Source organism: Enterococcus sp. C50 (genome assembly GCF_040887505.1).
GTDB lineage: Bacteria > Bacillota > Bacilli > Lactobacillales > Enterococcaceae > Enterococcus_B > Enterococcus_B thailandicus.
Genome location: NZ_JBFOFW010000008.1, coordinates 116,261 through 131,292 on the forward strand (window position 1 = coordinate 116,261; position 15,032 = coordinate 131,292).

General features: G+C 36.2%; 14 protein-coding genes and 1 riboswitch. Of the genes, 13 read left to right on the top strand and 1 reads right to left on the bottom strand.

The window, feature by feature from the left end; genetic code table 11:
- Window positions 1-48: 48 nt before the first annotated feature.
- Entirely contained in the window at window positions 49-810 is a 762-nt protein-coding gene (locus AB3I20_RS10710) for a hypothetical protein (protein ID WP_067485052.1), read from the top strand.
- A gap of 314 nt (window positions 811-1,124) precedes the next feature.
- Window positions 1,125-2,153 carry a zinc-binding alcohol dehydrogenase family protein gene (locus AB3I20_RS10715; RefSeq protein ID WP_368027302.1) on the top strand — a complete coding sequence of 343 codons (1,029 nt, stop codon included), beginning with the start codon at window positions 1,125-1,127 and terminating at the stop codon, window positions 2,151-2,153.
- Between the two features lie 116 nt (window positions 2,154-2,269).
- Here AB3I20_RS10715 and AB3I20_RS10720 read toward each other — a convergent pair whose 3' ends face one another.
- A complete protein-coding gene (locus AB3I20_RS10720) occupies window positions 2,270-2,950 on the bottom strand; it encodes a YitT family protein (protein WP_071869388.1) in 681 nt (226 codons plus the stop codon).
- Between the two features lie 137 nt (window positions 2,951-3,087).
- Between AB3I20_RS10720 and AB3I20_RS10725 the strand changes: the two genes are divergently transcribed.
- The 11 genes from AB3I20_RS10725 (at window position 3,088) to AB3I20_RS10775 (ending at window position 14,962) form a co-directional block, all read left to right on the top strand.
- A complete protein-coding gene (locus AB3I20_RS10725; RefSeq protein WP_368027303.1) occupies window positions 3,088-3,375 on the top strand; it encodes a hypothetical protein in 288 nt (95 codons plus the stop codon).
- Window positions 3,376-3,521: 146 nt separating this feature from the next.
- Entirely contained in the window at window positions 3,522-3,902 is a 381-nt protein-coding gene (locus AB3I20_RS10730) for a hypothetical protein (protein ID WP_071869390.1), read from the top strand.
- 754 nt (window positions 3,903-4,656) lie between these two features.
- The gene (locus AB3I20_RS10735; protein ID WP_071869391.1) at window positions 4,657-6,198 is read left to right on the top strand and encodes an ABC transporter permease/substrate-binding protein; all 1,542 of its coding nucleotides are present in this window, start codon (window positions 4,657-4,659) and stop codon (window positions 6,196-6,198) included.
- The gene (locus tag AB3I20_RS10740) at window positions 6,195-7,139 is read left to right on the top strand and encodes an ABC transporter ATP-binding protein (protein ID WP_067485068.1); all 945 of its coding nucleotides are present in this window, start codon (window positions 6,195-6,197) and stop codon (window positions 7,137-7,139) included. The genes AB3I20_RS10735 and AB3I20_RS10740 overlap by 4 nt, the downstream gene beginning before the upstream one ends.
- A gap of 7 nt (window positions 7,140-7,146) precedes the next feature.
- Window positions 7,147-8,469 (top strand): NAD(P)/FAD-dependent oxidoreductase, encoded by a 1,323-nt coding sequence (locus AB3I20_RS10745; protein WP_067485107.1) that lies wholly within the window; start codon window positions 7,147-7,149, stop codon window positions 8,467-8,469.
- 67 nt (window positions 8,470-8,536) lie between these two features.
- A riboswitch (TPP riboswitch) is annotated at window positions 8,537-8,641 on the top strand.
- Between the two features lie 84 nt (window positions 8,642-8,725).
- The gene (locus AB3I20_RS10750) at window positions 8,726-9,472 is read left to right on the top strand and encodes an ABC transporter permease (RefSeq protein WP_071869393.1); all 747 of its coding nucleotides are present in this window, start codon (window positions 8,726-8,728) and stop codon (window positions 9,470-9,472) included.
- A gap of 13 nt (window positions 9,473-9,485) precedes the next feature.
- On the top strand, window positions 9,486-10,481 hold the full coding sequence (locus tag AB3I20_RS10755; RefSeq protein WP_075491180.1) for an ABC transporter substrate-binding protein: 996 nt from the start codon (window positions 9,486-9,488) through the stop codon (window positions 10,479-10,481).
- An 11-nt stretch (window positions 10,482-10,492) separates the two neighbouring features.
- A complete protein-coding gene (locus AB3I20_RS10760; protein ID WP_067485077.1) occupies window positions 10,493-11,230 on the top strand; it encodes an ABC transporter ATP-binding protein in 738 nt (245 codons plus the stop codon).
- On the top strand, window positions 11,220-11,939 hold the full coding sequence (locus AB3I20_RS10765; RefSeq protein WP_075491176.1) for a TatD family hydrolase: 720 nt from the start codon (window positions 11,220-11,222) through the stop codon (window positions 11,937-11,939). Before AB3I20_RS10760 ends, AB3I20_RS10765 begins: the two co-directional genes overlap by 11 nt.
- A gap of 279 nt (window positions 11,940-12,218) precedes the next feature.
- Entirely contained in the window at window positions 12,219-12,653 is a 435-nt protein-coding gene (locus tag AB3I20_RS10770) for a hypothetical protein (RefSeq protein WP_067485083.1), read from the top strand.
- Window positions 12,654-13,450: 797 nt separating this feature from the next.
- The gene (locus AB3I20_RS10775) at window positions 13,451-14,962 is read left to right on the top strand and encodes a helix-turn-helix domain-containing protein (protein WP_075492236.1); all 1,512 of its coding nucleotides are present in this window, start codon (window positions 13,451-13,453) and stop codon (window positions 14,960-14,962) included.
- Window positions 14,963-15,032: the final 70 nt, after the last annotated feature.

The window sequence follows — 15,032 nt, forward strand, 5'->3', positions numbered from 1 at the left end:
AATTATGCTATGATTGAGAAAAGTTCCGTTTTGAAAAGGATGAGTTAAATGAAAGAAATCAAGCGAAAGCATTTTCGTTTTCCCGCTTATGATGATGAAACAGGAGTAAAATTAAGTACTGAGTCTAATCGCGTTTTATTTGATGGTGTCGATGATTTGATGAGCAAAACAGATCAGCATCCGCAACAGCGTTATGGTCGGACAAAAGAGTTTCACTTTGATGAGAGCGAACGAGAACAGACACACCAGCGAAAACAAAGACGTACGATGAGTGGAACGACAAAAGGTACACCACGTCAAGAAAAGTTGGAACATTATAAAGAGAATTTACCAGAATATGGAAAGCACTATCAGCCTAAGACGACATCGACTGGTCGGAAGCAGCTTTTTGGTGAAAAAAATCACGTTCAAACGAATCAACAGGTGACATCACCTACACGTAATACAAAATCTTCAACAACAAATAACATCACTCATGAGCGTTCTTATTTTGTACCAAAATTTATTCCAGCATCCATTATTCCAGACCCTAGAGAAACACAGGTGACGGAAAATGAATTGATTCAATCAATGAAAAAAGAAGAAGATGCGTACTTGCTATTTGATACTGAGCCAACGCCGTATCAAGAGAAAAAAGGGGATAAAACGGTCAAGTCTTTTCACAAAGGTGAAGAAGAAACAAAAATGAAGGCAACAAATAAAAAGACAACTAAAACAAAAAAAGCACATGGTGTGTTAGAACGATCACTTCATGGATTGATTGAAGATCAAGGCAATTCATTGACAGAAAATAGTTATTTCAAGCAATAACAATGGATGATTGAAAATGATGAAAAGAGCAATGATGCAAATCATCGCTCTTTTTGTGTTTTGTTAACTATCTGTGAAAGTGGTTTGGGTAGTGTTTGTTAGTCGGTGGCGGAACGGATTTTATGCGATAACCTTAGATGTTCACAATTACTTGAATGTAGGTGAGCTACAACCTTATCCGCGGTGTTCCCCAAGCAGCTCCTCGAGATAGCTTGCACTCACTTCAAAATTTGAAAAGCTATTTTGAGTGCTTGCTCGCTATCTGTTCGGAGCTAAGCGGTTTGAACCACAACCTTTAGAAAGTAGGGGAAATCATGACAAAACAAATGAAAAAAATTGGCTTTTATCAAGGACTACCAATCGAAGAAAAAGATAGCTTCATCAAAATAATGGACGTTGTACCTGTTGCGACTGGCCACGATTTATTAGTAGCAGTTGACGCGGTTTCTGTTAATCCAGTTGACACGAAGCTTCGTCAGGGGGCGGCAAAAAAAGAGCAATTAACCGTTTTAGGTTTTGATGCAGTTGGACGAATCCTCGCAGTAGGCGATGCTGTTGAAAAGTTTCAAGTGGGCGAACGCATTTTTTATGCAGGAAGCAGCAAACGTCCAGGAAGTAATCAAGAGTTTCAATTAGTTGATGAAAGAATCGTTGCTAAAGCACCCAATTCTTTATCAGATGAAAAAGCAGCTGCATTACCATTAACTAGTTTGACAGCTTTTGAATTATTATTTGAAAAATTTCAATTAACACCACAAGCGAAAGCAAATGTAGGAAAGAAAATATTAGTCATCAATGGTGGGGGTGGTGTTGGTTCCATTTTGACTCAACTTGCTAACTGGAGTGGTCTTGAAGTATTTGCAACAGCCAGTGTTAAAAATTTTGAATGGCTTCGTAACAATGGCGTGGATCATCCCTTAGACTATCACAAAGATTTAAAGGAACAATTAATTTCTTTAGGGACGAATCGAGTCGATTATGTGGCCGTATTGTATGATGTGCTACCTTATTTCCAGCAACTACCAGAGCTTGTTCAGCCTGGAGGACGAGTAGGTTCAATCGTGGGTGTCAATCAGCCACTGCCAATTGGTGAATGGAAAAATCAATCAATTAGTTTTGACTGGGAGTACATGTTTGCGAAAACAGATTTTGACTATAAAATTGAGACACAAGGGGAGATCTTAGCAGAAATTGCTACTTTAATTGATCAGAAAGTAATTCATAGTCATGTGGGTAAAATTTATCAAGGAATTTCTGTCGCCCATTTGAAGGAGGCAACAAAAGATGTCGAAGAGGGGCACGTTCAAGGAAAAGTGGTCTTAACTGGCGGTTTTGTTGACTAAGATAGATAAAAAGAGAGCTAGGATATCTGTAGGGCATCCAAAAGTTAGGCTAAAAAAGCAAACTTTTGAGATTCAGTACATTCCGAGCTCTCTTTAAATTTGATAAAAGAATTGTATTAAATGGGTTCTTGATATTCAGGTAATTCTTCAAAAGGCGTTGTAGTTTCTTCTAAAGTCACCATTGAATCTTTCGCTGATTGAAAGAAATCAGGAAGCTGGACGTATTTTACTTTGTTTAACGTATAAGCTAAAACAGAACAGCTCAGTAAAGTATATAAGAAGTGTCTAAGATCAAGATATAAAAGGGACACTACTAAGATAACAAAAGTGACCAAGAAAAGACTCTTTCCGATTTTAACATGAAAATATTTTTCAATTGCTTGATATAAAATATCCGTTCCGCCCGTACTGCCCCCAAAGCGAAAAACTAATCCACAACCGATTCCAGAAAGCAGACCAGTCATCAGACTATTAATGAACAAGTTCCCAACGGCAAACTGTATATGAAGACTTTCCCATAAATGTAAAAAGAAAACCAACGCAAATGTTCCAACAATCGTACGAAGAAATGCGTGTTTTCCAAAAATAAATAATGAGATCAGTAATAATGGTAAATTAAAGACTAATGAAGTGATTGAAGGTGCAAATCCAAAAAGATTATTTAGCAGTAACGCAATACCTGTCACCCCGCCATCAGCAAGTTTTGAAGGTACATTGATTCCTGTTACAGCAAGCCCGTAGATCCCAGCACCTAAAATAATTCCACCAAGGTCTGTAAATAAATGTAGTTTTTTCATCTCTAACCCCTTTTCTGTTTGAAAATTTTCAGCAACCCCTATATTATACAAATAGAATCAATTCTTCAAGGGGGAAAAAGAAATTTTTTATCATCAGAAAACTTTTTCTTAGGCAAACAAAAATAAAGGAGAAGATTATGCGAGCTGCTGACTTATTAACTATATTGACAAATCCACCACAAAGCAAAGAATATCAAGGGATTTTCTTAATGACTAAAAATCATAAACGGCCAGTTACAACAATTGAAATCACACCAAAAAATGAAATGATTTTACATTTTAATCAACAAAAAAACGTGCTGACAATGAAAGAAATCTTAGTCGGACTAATGATGAATCGTGAAAAAAATATCTACTATCAAGTGGATAATGAAATTATGCCATTATACGGTGTGAAAGAAACAGGAACAGAATTAATAATTTAAATAAAAAAATAAGCGTATGAAGCGTTGTTTTTTTAAAATGATATTTTCCGATGGGGCGGTAAAATTTGAATAGATTTAAAGCGATAGATTTTGTTATTATTTAAATCGGGGAAAGCAATTACGTCACATAACGAAGGGGGGATGAAATGAGTCAGAAAAAGCTAATGATCGTTACGACATTTCTGTTAGCTATTTTCTTGATAAGTCCAGTAGCATTTGCCACACAGGGGAGCGAAGCATCACTTACTGTGCACGGAACGATTTATAGACGACCACTGGGGGAAACGATGATCAGTATGCGAGAACAATTGCCAAAAACAACAGATGTTCATTCGGCAGCATTGGTTTGGTTGGGGATATGTCTAGTCTGTATTTCATTCATCGGTTACCTGCTTGGACGAGAGGAAACGAACTTTTTTGGGGATAAGAACAATGTCATAAAAACAATCCAAAGTAGTTACCAATCTTTTACTAACTATGTAAGAAACGTCATTAAAAAAAGAGCTTTGTACATAAAACGTAGTTAAGCGTTTATCTTATCGTTCTTTGTAGGAAATTGTCAAAGAGCATAGGAGCACATAATGGAAATGAGTTATTTTTTTATAGAAAGTTTATCTGATGATTAAGTTGAAGTAACCTTACCTAGTTATGATGCCAAGTAATGCATTTCTGTAGGAAAAATGTGGGTACGAATATCAACATGGTAAAAAGAAATAAAAAAATTAAAAAGAAGTTAGGTTAAGAAAGAAATCCCCCAAAGATTCCTCTCTCATCCTAGCTTCTTATTTTGCTATTAGCGGACGTCCGTTGAATCTATGGTAGCAATGACTTAACAATAATGCCAATAATTATACTTGTGAAAAAAGTCACGGCAAAAAAACATAAAATAAATGACGCATTTTTTTGTCAAAAAAGTAAAAACGTCTTGTTTTTTAACAGTTATGCGCAGAAAACAACTTTTTTTTACATTTCTCACAAAAATTTAGTCTGCTCACCTATAATTGTAAAGGAACAAGCCAGTAAAGAAAATTATCTCCCCCACGAGATTTCCACTTTATTGGCTGTTTTTCTTCTTATTGATTTGTTGGACTGAACTGCAGAGGCAGAAGAGTCCTAAAAATTCCCCATCATTTTGTTGTTTTTTAGCTAAAACAGAAAGACCAGAAAGATCATTATGATTTTTCTGGTCTTTTTGGTGTAGTAAGGCAACATATTTGGGGAAAGTATTTGAGAGGTTTATACTTAAAAGATGACAAAAATTAATTGAGAAAGAGGAGACAAATGAATCAGTTTATTCAAATTCTTAGTGAACGGAAAGCAGAATTGCTAACGGCTACGTTCCAACATTTATCGATTTCTTTTTTTGCGTTGCTCATTGCAGCCTTGATTGCGATTCCTCTCGCAATTTGGTCAGTGAGTCATAAAAAATTAGCAGAAGTTTTATTACAAATTACTAGCGTATTACAGACAATTCCTTCATTGGCTTTATTAGGTTTATTGATTCCGTTTGTTGGAATTGGAACAGTTCCAGCCTTGATTGCTCTAGTTATTTATGCGTTACTACCTATTTTTCAAAATACGTATATCGGTTTAACTGAAATTGATCCATCAATTGAGGAGGCCGCAATTGCCTTTGGAATGTCTCGGATACGTCGCTTGATTAAAGTAGAATTACCCATTGCGTTACCAGTGATTATTTCGGGTATTCGTACAGCTTTGGTTTTGATCATCGGAACAGCCACTTTAGCGGCATTAATTGGTGCAGGTGGCTTAGGAACGTTTATCTTGTTGGGAATTGACCGTAACACACCTGTGTTAACATTGATCGGTGCAATTAGTTCAGCATTGCTAGCTATTATTTTTAGTAGTTTGATTCGTTTGTTGCAACGTGTTCGACCAATATACACCTTGATTGTGCTAGCCTTGACGATTGGCGTACTTGGAGGTATATCAGCATATCAAACATTTTTTGTGAAAGAAGAGTCTGTAGTAATTGCAGGAAAACTCGGTTCAGAACCAGAAATTTTGATTGAGATGTATAAAGAACTGATTGAAGAAAAAAATCCGGATCTTGCTGTCGAAGTAAAACCAAATTTTGGAAAGACGAGCTTTTTATTTAGCGCGTTGCAGAATGAGCAAATTGATATTTATCCAGAATTTACTGGAACAGTTTTAGAAAGCTTAGTCAAAGTTCCTGATGCAATGAAAGAAACAAAGTTGTCAGAAACAGATACGTATCAACAAGCAAAGGAATTGCTCCATCAACAAGAAGCAATGACTTTCTTACAGCCAATGGCTTATCAAAACACGTACGCATTAGCAGTGAAAGAATCCTTTGCCAAAGCAAATCAGCTAGAAACAATTTCGGATTTGATCAAAGTGAATGACCAGATCAAAGCAGGTTTTACCTTAGAATTTATTGATCGTAACGATGGTTATCGGGGGATTCAATCAGTTTATCATCTAGAGTTTCCAAGTGTTCAAAGTATGGAGCCAAGTCTTCGTTACCAAGCAATCAAAAATGGCGACGTTAATGTGATTGATGCTTACTCGACAGATAGCGAGTTGAAAGAATATGGGTTAGTTGCTTTAAAAGACGATCGCCAACTATTTCCACCTTATCAGGGTGCGCCTTTGATGAAGGAAAATTTTGCTAACAAACATCCGGAAGTCGTGAGTGCCTTGAATCAACTTGGTGGAAAGATCACCGAAGAAGAAATGATTGACATGAATTACCAAGTCAATGTTGAAAAAAGAGAACCAGCACAAGTTGCCCATGATTTTTTAGTGACGATTGGGTTAAGCAAGGAGGCTGAAAAATGACAGAAATCATCGAGTTTCATCAAGTTCAAAAAAAATTTGCTGACAAAGTTGTGATTGACCAACTGGACTTCGTTGTTCATCCAGGTGAGATCTTTGTGTTAGTTGGTCCTTCTGGTAGTGGGAAAACAAGTACGTTGAAGATGATTAATGGTTTGATTAAACCAACAAGTGGTGAGATTTATTTTAAAGGTCAGAAACTAACTAGTTACAATTTACAAAAATTACGTTGGAAAATGGGGTATGTTTTACAACAAATTGCGTTGTTTCCAACCATGACCGTCAAGCAAAATATTGAAGTGATTCCAGAGATGTTAGGTTGGGAAAAGGGAAAACGGGAACAACAAGTAGACCAATTATTGGAAAAAGTGGGGCTTTCTCCAGCGGATTATCGGGACCGTTTTCCTCGGGAATTATCTGGAGGTGAACAGCAACGAATTGGGATTTTGCGTGCAATTGCTGCGAACCCAGAAATCATTTTAATGGATGAACCTTTTAGTGCTCTTGATCCTCTTTCACGCACTTCATTACAAGAGTTAGTGCTTTCCTTACATCAAGAATTAGGAACGACCGTCGTTTTTGTTACCCACAATATGGAAGAAGCAGTCAAACTGGGAAACCGAATTGGTGTTATGAAAGATGGTCGATTGATTCAATGTGATACGCCAGAAAAACTGTTGAAGCAACCGAATAACGCGTTTGTTCAAAGCTTTTTTGAAGAAACTAGCCAAAAAGAAATTTTGGTAGAAGAACTGATAGCGTTAGGCTTTTATGTTAAAGAAATAACAGATAAAAACGTTCCTGTGGTTGAGTTAACGACGCCACTAACTCAAGTTTATGAGAAATTAGCCCAAGCACCAATTGTCCAAGTCCTCAATCAAGGAACTTTAGTTGGAGAGTTGTCTGGTCAAGATGTCTTTGCCTTTTTAAGTCGAAAGGAGTAAAAAAATGATGAAAGAGTATGACACAATCGTAATTGGTTCAGGAGTAGCAGGGTTAAGTGCCGCTTACGAGTTAAAAGCAAAGCAGCAGCAAGTGTTAGTAATTGAAGAAAATTTATGGGGTGGGACTTGTCCAAATCGCGGCTGTGATCCTAAAAAAATCTTGATTGGTGGGGTGGAAGCACGCAATCGGATCAAGCAATTACTTGGAAAAGGCTTTTCTGAAGTGCCGCCATTAAATTGGCAAGAACTCCAGTCTTTTAAACGAACTTTTACGGACCCTGTTTCTGCAAATCGCCAAAAAGAATTAAGCCAGGCAGGAATTGATCATCTGACTGGAACAGCAAGTTTTCTGGATGAAGAAACAGTTGAAGTGCTGGGAAAGACATTTCGTGGAAAACATTTTGTGCTTGCAACGGGACAACGTCCGACCATTTTACCGATTGAAGGAAAGGAATTTTTGCAAACAAGTACCGATTTTCTAGCACTTGCTGAGCTACCGAAACAATTGATTTTTATTGGAGGAGGCTATGTTTCCTTTGAACTGGCAACGATTGCTCGTGCGGCTGGCAGTGAAGTGACCATTGTGCATCACAATCAGCGACCGCTAAAAGAATTTGATGAAGAGTTGGTTCAAGAGGCAATTGTCCAAATGAAAAAAGCTGGCATCCAGTTTGCTTTTGATGTGGATACACAAAAAATCACGCGCCAAAATGAGAAATTACAGTTGATTGCTGGAAAAGAATCCTTTGAAGCAGATGCGATTTTTTGCGCAACAGGTCGCCAGCCAAATGTTGAATCGTTACATTTAGAGCGTGCCAATGTCGATTTTACGAAAAAGGGGATCATTGTGAATGAGTGTCTTCAAACAACAAATCCACAAATTTTTGCTTGTGGAGACGTTATCGAAAAACAGTTGCCAAAATTAACACCTGTTGCGACTTTTGAAGGCCAATACGTTGCACAAAAAGTGACACAACAACAGCAAAAAACAATCAACTATCCTGTCATTCCGACAATTGTTTATGGTAGCCCAAAGATTGCGACTGTTGGAACAACGAAAATTGAAGAGGATAGGCAAGTTGAAACAGTGACTCAAGAAATGACAAGCTGGTTTACCTACCATCGAGTGAATGAACCATTAGCCAAAGTAAAGTTATGTTTCAATAAAGAAAACTTTTTGATTGGCGCAAGTGTTTTGAGTGAGCAAGCAGATGAACTGATTGATTTTCTAACGATAGCAATCAATCAACGGTTGACGAAGGAAATCGTGGATCAATGGATTTTTGGCTATCCGACACTTGCTAGTGATTTGCCTTATCTATTGAAATAGGAAAGGAATAAATTAAGCAGAAGTGCTTGTTGCACCAATTTTGTTATGCTACACTAAAAAAAATGAATACTTGTTTCTGGGGATGTCGTAAACGGCATGAGAGTAAGTTGTGAACTTAGACCCATTGAACCTGTCAGTTAATACTGGTGAAGGGAGAAACATAGCAAACGCTTGTTTAAGTGGGACCTATGTTGCGTCCACAGACAAGCGTTTTTTTGTTCCAGTGTTAAATTTGATTCATTTAGGAGGTGAACAATTGAAGAAACATTTATATCCAGCAATCAGTGTCGGTGTTCTGCTACTGATTTGGCAAGTCAGTGTTCAGCTGTTACAGACACCAACCTTTATTTTGCCTAGTCCAATTGCCGTTTTTCAAGCACTGCTTGCTGATAGACAGACGCTGTTTTTTCATTCACTCACGACTTTGAGCGAGGCACTGTTAGGATTAGTAATTGCAGGAATCATTGCCTTTTTTACAGCATTATTGATGGACTTTTATGAGTTACTAAAGACCGCAATCTATCCCATTTTAGTAGTATCACAAACGTTACCAATTATGGTTTTGGGACCGTTACTCACGTTGTGGTTTGGTTTTGGACTGGCGCCGAAAGTGATTTTAGTTATTTTGATGAGTTATTTCCCAATGGTCGTTTCTTTTGCGGATTCATTGAGTAAAGCATCAAGGGAACAAATTATTTTTTTACGAACAATGGGCGCCAGTAGGGGACAGATCTATCGAATCTTCAAAATTCCTGAAGGGCTTGCAGGTTTCTTTTCTGGGCTAAAAGTTGCAGCGACTTATTGTGTTAGTGGCGCAATCGTTGGGGAATGGTTAAGTGCGCAGTCCGGATTAGGTTATTACATGATCCGTGTAAAAAACAGTTATCAAATCGACAAGGTTTTTGCAGCAATTCTTTGTGTAATCGTTCTTAGTTTATTGCTTAATGGATTGAGTGTGCTCATGAAGAAAAGTTATTATTATTGGTTATATACTAGAGGATAGGAAGAGGAAGAAAATGAAAAAAATGTTATGGCTAGTACCAGCTTTGTTATTATTTACCGCATGCGGAGCAAATAAGCAAGAAACAAGTACTACGGATTCAACAAAAAAGTTAACGGATGTCACTCTCGTGTTGGACTATGTACCAAATACAAATCATACAGGTATCTATGTTGCAAAAGAACAAGGTTATTATAAAGATGCTGGCTTGAATGTGAACATCATTGAGCCAGGAGATGATTCGACAAGTATCGGCTTAGTGGGCGCAGACAAAGCACAATTTGGTGTGAGCTATCAAGAAGACATCACCTATGCACATGCTGACGGACAAGCTATTCCAGTTAAGGCGATTGCGACAATTATGAAGCACAATACTTCTGGATTTGTTGCAGCGAAAGATAGCGGGATAACGAAACCAAAAGACTTTGAGGGAAAAACCTATGCAGGTTGGCAAAGTCCTAGTGAAGAAGCAGTATTAAAAGCAGTCATGGAACACGATAACGCAGATTTTTCTAAATTAACGATTGTTGGAAGTACCGGGGAAGGACCCGAAGCTTTAGGAAAAGGTGTCGACTTACAATGGTATTTTGAAGGTTGGGATATGGTTAAAGCAAAAGAAGCAAAAATTGAATTGAACTATCTTCCGTTAAGAGAACTGGATGAACGCTTAGATTATTATACTCCTGTTATCATTACGAGTGATAAAATGATTGCACAGGAACCAAAAGTAGTTCAAAAATTTATGGATGCAACAAAAAAAGGTTATCAAGAAGCAATTAAGCATCCACAAGCAAGTGCAAAAATTTTGCATAAGTACGCGTCAGACAACGAACTAAGTTTCTTGGAAGAATCACAAGCATTTGTTTCAGAAAACTATACTGATGAGCCAGAAAAATGGGGATTGATGCAAGAAAAAGTATGGGATAACTATACTGATTTCATGAAAGAGAATGGATTAATCAAAGAAAAAGTAGAGGCAAAAGAATTATTCACGAACCAATTTATTCAATAGGAGGAAAAAATGTGGCAATTGAAATCAATCAGTTAACTGTAACGATTGATAATTTAGAGATTTTAAAAGAAATTGATCTTATTGTTGAAAAGAATTCTTTTGTATCAATCATTGCGCCAAGTGGAGCTGGTAAATCAACCTTGTTGAAAGTTTTAACTGGGGTAATATCACCAACTTCAGGAGAGATTTTCGTCGATGGTGAGCCAATTATGGGATTAAACACAGCGTTTAGTTACATGCCACAAGAAGATTTATTATTACCATGGGCTAGTGTTTTTCAAAATGTTACATTGTATCAAAAAATCAATCATCAAAAAATTGACCAAGAAAAAGTAATGGAAGAACTACAATTATTTGGATTGAAAAAATATAGTGGTTTTTTACCAGAGCAACTTTCTGGTGGTATGAAACAGCGAGTTGCATTGTTGCGAACAATGATGAACCCAGCTGACTACTTGTTGTTAGATGAGCCATTTGGTGCGTTGGATGCGATGACTCGAAGTCAGATGCAAGATTGGCTACTTCAGCTACCGAAACAAAAAACGAGAACCACGTTACTAGTGACCCATGATATCGAAGAAGCTATTTATTTATCCAATCGAATCATAGTGCTGTCTGCTCGGCCAGCGCGAATCATTGCAGATATCAAGTTACCAGAAAAGCATCGAACAAGAAGCTGGCTTGGAGAACAAGCAACATTAAAGCAAAACATCTATCAGTTGTTAGAAGGTGAAACACATGTTGATTGATGGACATTGCCATTTGGCAGGAAGTACAGAATTAGCACAGCGACAACAAAAATATCAGATTTTGACGATTCTTAATTGTGATTCGCCGGAAGAATGGGAAGAAAACCAACGATTAACCAAAGAGGGAGACCTTCAACTGCTAAGTTTTGGGGTTCATCCTTGGAAGGCAGATCAATATCGATTTGAAGCCGTTCTACCTTATTTAGAAAAAGCGAATATAATTGGTGAAATCGGATTAGATAGTGTGTGGACAGAAGTGCCGCTGGCAACCCAACTTACTATTTTTGAACAACAACTAATTTATGCAATGGAACGGCAAAAGCCAGTTGTTTTGCATACAAAAGGATGCGAAGCAGAAATTTTATCATTGATCAAAAAATATCCCAATCGTTACTTGATCCATTGGTATTCGAGCATGGCGCTTCAAAAAGCTTATATCGACTTTGGTTGCTATTTTACCATTGGGATTGATTTGCTGCGAAATAATGCAGTGAAAGAATTAGCAAAAAAAGTACCACTTGATCGCTTGTTGATTGAAACAGATGGTTTGGCGGCCATCGAATGGGCATTAGATCGAAAAGTACAGGTTGATGATTACGTGGCGATTTTAAGGTGTCACTTACAATCATTAGCTGAATTAAGAAATATTGAGTCAACGATTCTGGCAGAGAAAATGACGAAGAATCTGCAAGTATTTATTAACGGCTAAATGTAAGATTCAAGTACTTCGCCAAATGTTAGTGGTCATGTTGGACAATAACGAGGTTATCAGTTTTCGCTTCTGTTAAAATGAAGAAAAGCTTGTCTCGTGGAAATTCTTTTAGTGATCAAGTTTGATTGATGCACTGCAAGAAAATACTTTCTACTTTGTAAAAGGCTGTGACAAGTTTTTGTCACGGCTTTTTTTGAGGGCATATGCAGAAAGGAGAATGGCCAAAACATCCGTTCATAAAAAGAAAAAATTATTCATGAGTGAGGGGGAAGTAAGATGCAAAATTCATTTGAAAAAAATATCGACCAGTTATCTCAAGAACAAAAGGAGTTATTATTTTTAATTCACTTAGCAATGGAAGAATTACAAGTTGTAGGGGAAGAAAATCAATCAATGAATCGTTTGCTTACACAATATTCTCTTAAAGAAACCTTGTTCGTTTTTGAACTTTATGCGTGTAATGTTCAATATGACATCAATAGAAACATGAGTAATAAAATTTCAATGACCAAATTTCACGAGTTGTTGCCAGACTATTCAATTTATGAGAAAAAATACCAGTATGAGTTATTAGGACAGATGTATCAGGAAGTTCGTTCGAATAAAAAAAGTGTCCATTTACAAGAAACAAGAATGCAAAAGGACTTGATCACACAGCTGAACGATGCGAGAATGCGAAAAAAATTAAAGAAGATGGCAGCAAGTTGGTAATCTTCAATGTTCATTTTTATTTATGAGAATATTATTAAAAAATAAAAGAATAAAAGAAAAAATTGACTGATGAATAAAAGGACGATACATAGCAGAGTTTGATTGAGTAATAAGGGGACTTATTACTCGATTTTTTTGTTTTTATAACAATTTTAAATTATAATATTTGATTTTTCACTCTGTTTTGTTATAATAATCACATACAAAGATAATAATTTTAATCTTTCTATAATTTTTTACGGTGATTTTCCGAATATTTCGAAAAAAACGCTATATAAGTTAACTTTATAATTATGCTAATTTGCTTGAAAGATTACTAAAAAATTTTAAGTGGGAGGTGTTGGTCTTACAATTAGAAGGCTTGTTGTTTGAAAAACAAATAATGAATAACGAATTTTTTGAAAAAATAAAGGGTAATTTTGATTATTTGTTATGCGGGAGACAAAATGGATTCAGTCAGTTGTGTAGCCTAGCAGTCGGTAAAAATTGATTTTGTAAAACGCTTTATAGCAATTATAATTCTACAGGAACTAAGAACTGGTTGGATGCTTGATTGTTATTTTTTACTGACTCTATTTTCAGGAGAATCAACATTTTTTATCTGTAAGGGGAAAGACAGTTTGTTCCTTTTGGACATAGTTAAGTAGAAATAAGTAAACAATTCTTGATAAACATAAGTTCCTTTCAATTGCTGGTTTCTTATTTTATGAAACCATTTGAAGTGAAGGTATCTTTCAATCATGTGGTTCGTAGGATTGAACAATGCTACATATTTATTTATAGAGTGGGGTGTAATAATGAGAGCTTGTCTAGATAGTCGATTAAGTCGACAATTAGCAATTCTGGAAACCTTGTGGGATTCCGAATGGATGACCAGTGAGGAGTTAGCCGAACGAACAGGGAATTCTGAAAAAACGATTCGAACAGATATTCCAATTATCAATAAGTATATTTATCCTTTAAGTATCGAGACCTCATTTAAACTGGGGATATTTTTAAAAAAAGATGTAACTATTCCGAAATCATACATATATGCAGCTATTTTAAATGAAAGTTCAGAATATGATTTACTTGAACAAATCTTTTTTGCAGATAATCTAAAAAAGATCGATTTGAGTGAACAATTGTATACTTCTGAATCACAAATTACACGCTGGTTATCGAAAATCAACCAATCTTTGGAAAATTATGAGTTAAGAATCGATAATGCGTTACAAATCAATGGTGATGAACAAAAAATTCGTACGTTCTTCTCTTGTTTCTTTCTGGAAAAGTATGGTTCACCAGAGAAAAAATTTCCTTATGAGCAAGTTCAAGTGATTGATCGCTTGATCGAAGACTTTTTGAAGGAAAATATTGCAATTGTTTTTGCAAATTCCAAACAGCATTTTTCTCTTAGTCGCCTGAAGTTTCAATTACTAATTAGTATTGAACGGATGAAGAGAAAACATGAGATTCAAACAGAAAAATTAGTTAATGGATTTTCATTCTTGATGGTTGAAGCTAGTTTGTGTGAGGAATTTAAAGCAATATTTGGCTTGGAACTAACGAGTCATGTATTACAACAACTATTCCAAGAATATTTTTATCCATTTTATCCTTCTCGAGTGAAACAAGGACATGAAGAACTAAGTCCACTAAAAATCAAAAATAAAATCGAAGAAATCATTGATGAATTATCGAAGGTCTACCATGTCGAGTGTGATTACCGAGATAAAATCGTTCGTGATATTTACTGGACGACATTTCAAATTTGCGGGCCAACCTATATTTTGCATGACAAGAAAAAAGAGTTTTTTGAGGGTATTTTAGCGGATAGCCCAGACTTGGCACAATTTTTACATAAAAAATTTCAACAGATTTTTTCAGAAGTGGAGCTTTTCAAACAAAGAAAAGTAGATGAGATGGTTCACCAAGCCATTTTTGAATTGATGACTTCTTGGGCAAGCTTACGCTTGGGCGTGCGCCAATCCACTATCACGGTGACCGCTGCATTGATGTTAGATACGACTTATGAACATATGAAAATGGTTAAAGAAGAGATCGAATTTTATTTCCGGCATAAAATCAAAATTGATATTATTGACCCTTATGTAAAACTCGATCGTGCCAATTTTTCCAACTATGATTGTCTACTGACAGATACGTATACAAGTAACACCTATCCAATTCCGACAATTGGTATTTCAAATTACTTAAATGATGATACGATCTCCAAACTACTGGACTTTGTTTATTTAAAAAGGGAAGAGTCCAAAGAGGTTTTTGCAAAAAGCCATTTAAATAGTATTGGCTTATTAAAGGAATGATGAAGTTATTTGTCAAAATAAAAAAACGGACACCCACTGGGCTGTCCGTTTTTTGTTTTGACTTTTTTTC

Bases quoted from the DNA above. Each gene is read 5' to 3' on its own strand.
- AB3I20_RS10710 (WP_067485052.1), top strand. From the start codon at position 49: ATGAAAGAAATCAAGCGAAAGCATTTTCGTTTTCCCGCTTATGATGAT.
- AB3I20_RS10715 (WP_368027302.1), top strand. From the start codon at position 1,125: ATGACAAAACAAATGAAAAAAATTGGCTTTTATCAAGGACTACCAATC.
- AB3I20_RS10720 (WP_071869388.1), bottom strand. From the start codon at position 2,950: ATGAAAAAACTACATTTATTTACAGACCTTGGTGGAATTATTTTAGGT.
- AB3I20_RS10725 (WP_368027303.1), top strand. From the start codon at position 3,088: ATGCGAGCTGCTGACTTATTAACTATATTGACAAATCCACCACAAAGC.
- AB3I20_RS10730 (WP_071869390.1), top strand. From the start codon at position 3,522: ATGAGTCAGAAAAAGCTAATGATCGTTACGACATTTCTGTTAGCTATT.
- AB3I20_RS10735 (WP_071869391.1), top strand. From the start codon at position 4,657: ATGAATCAGTTTATTCAAATTCTTAGTGAACGGAAAGCAGAATTGCTA.
- AB3I20_RS10740 (WP_067485068.1), top strand. From the start codon at position 6,195: ATGACAGAAATCATCGAGTTTCATCAAGTTCAAAAAAAATTTGCTGAC.
- AB3I20_RS10745 (WP_067485107.1), top strand. From the start codon at position 7,147: ATGAAAGAGTATGACACAATCGTAATTGGTTCAGGAGTAGCAGGGTTA.
- AB3I20_RS10755 (WP_075491180.1), top strand. From the start codon at position 9,486: ATGAAAAAAATGTTATGGCTAGTACCAGCTTTGTTATTATTTACCGCA.
- AB3I20_RS10765 (WP_075491176.1), top strand. From the start codon at position 11,220: ATGTTGATTGATGGACATTGCCATTTGGCAGGAAGTACAGAATTAGCA.
- AB3I20_RS10770 (WP_067485083.1), top strand. From the start codon at position 12,219: ATGCAAAATTCATTTGAAAAAAATATCGACCAGTTATCTCAAGAACAA.
- AB3I20_RS10775 (WP_075492236.1), top strand. From the start codon at position 13,451: ATGAGAGCTTGTCTAGATAGTCGATTAAGTCGACAATTAGCAATTCTG.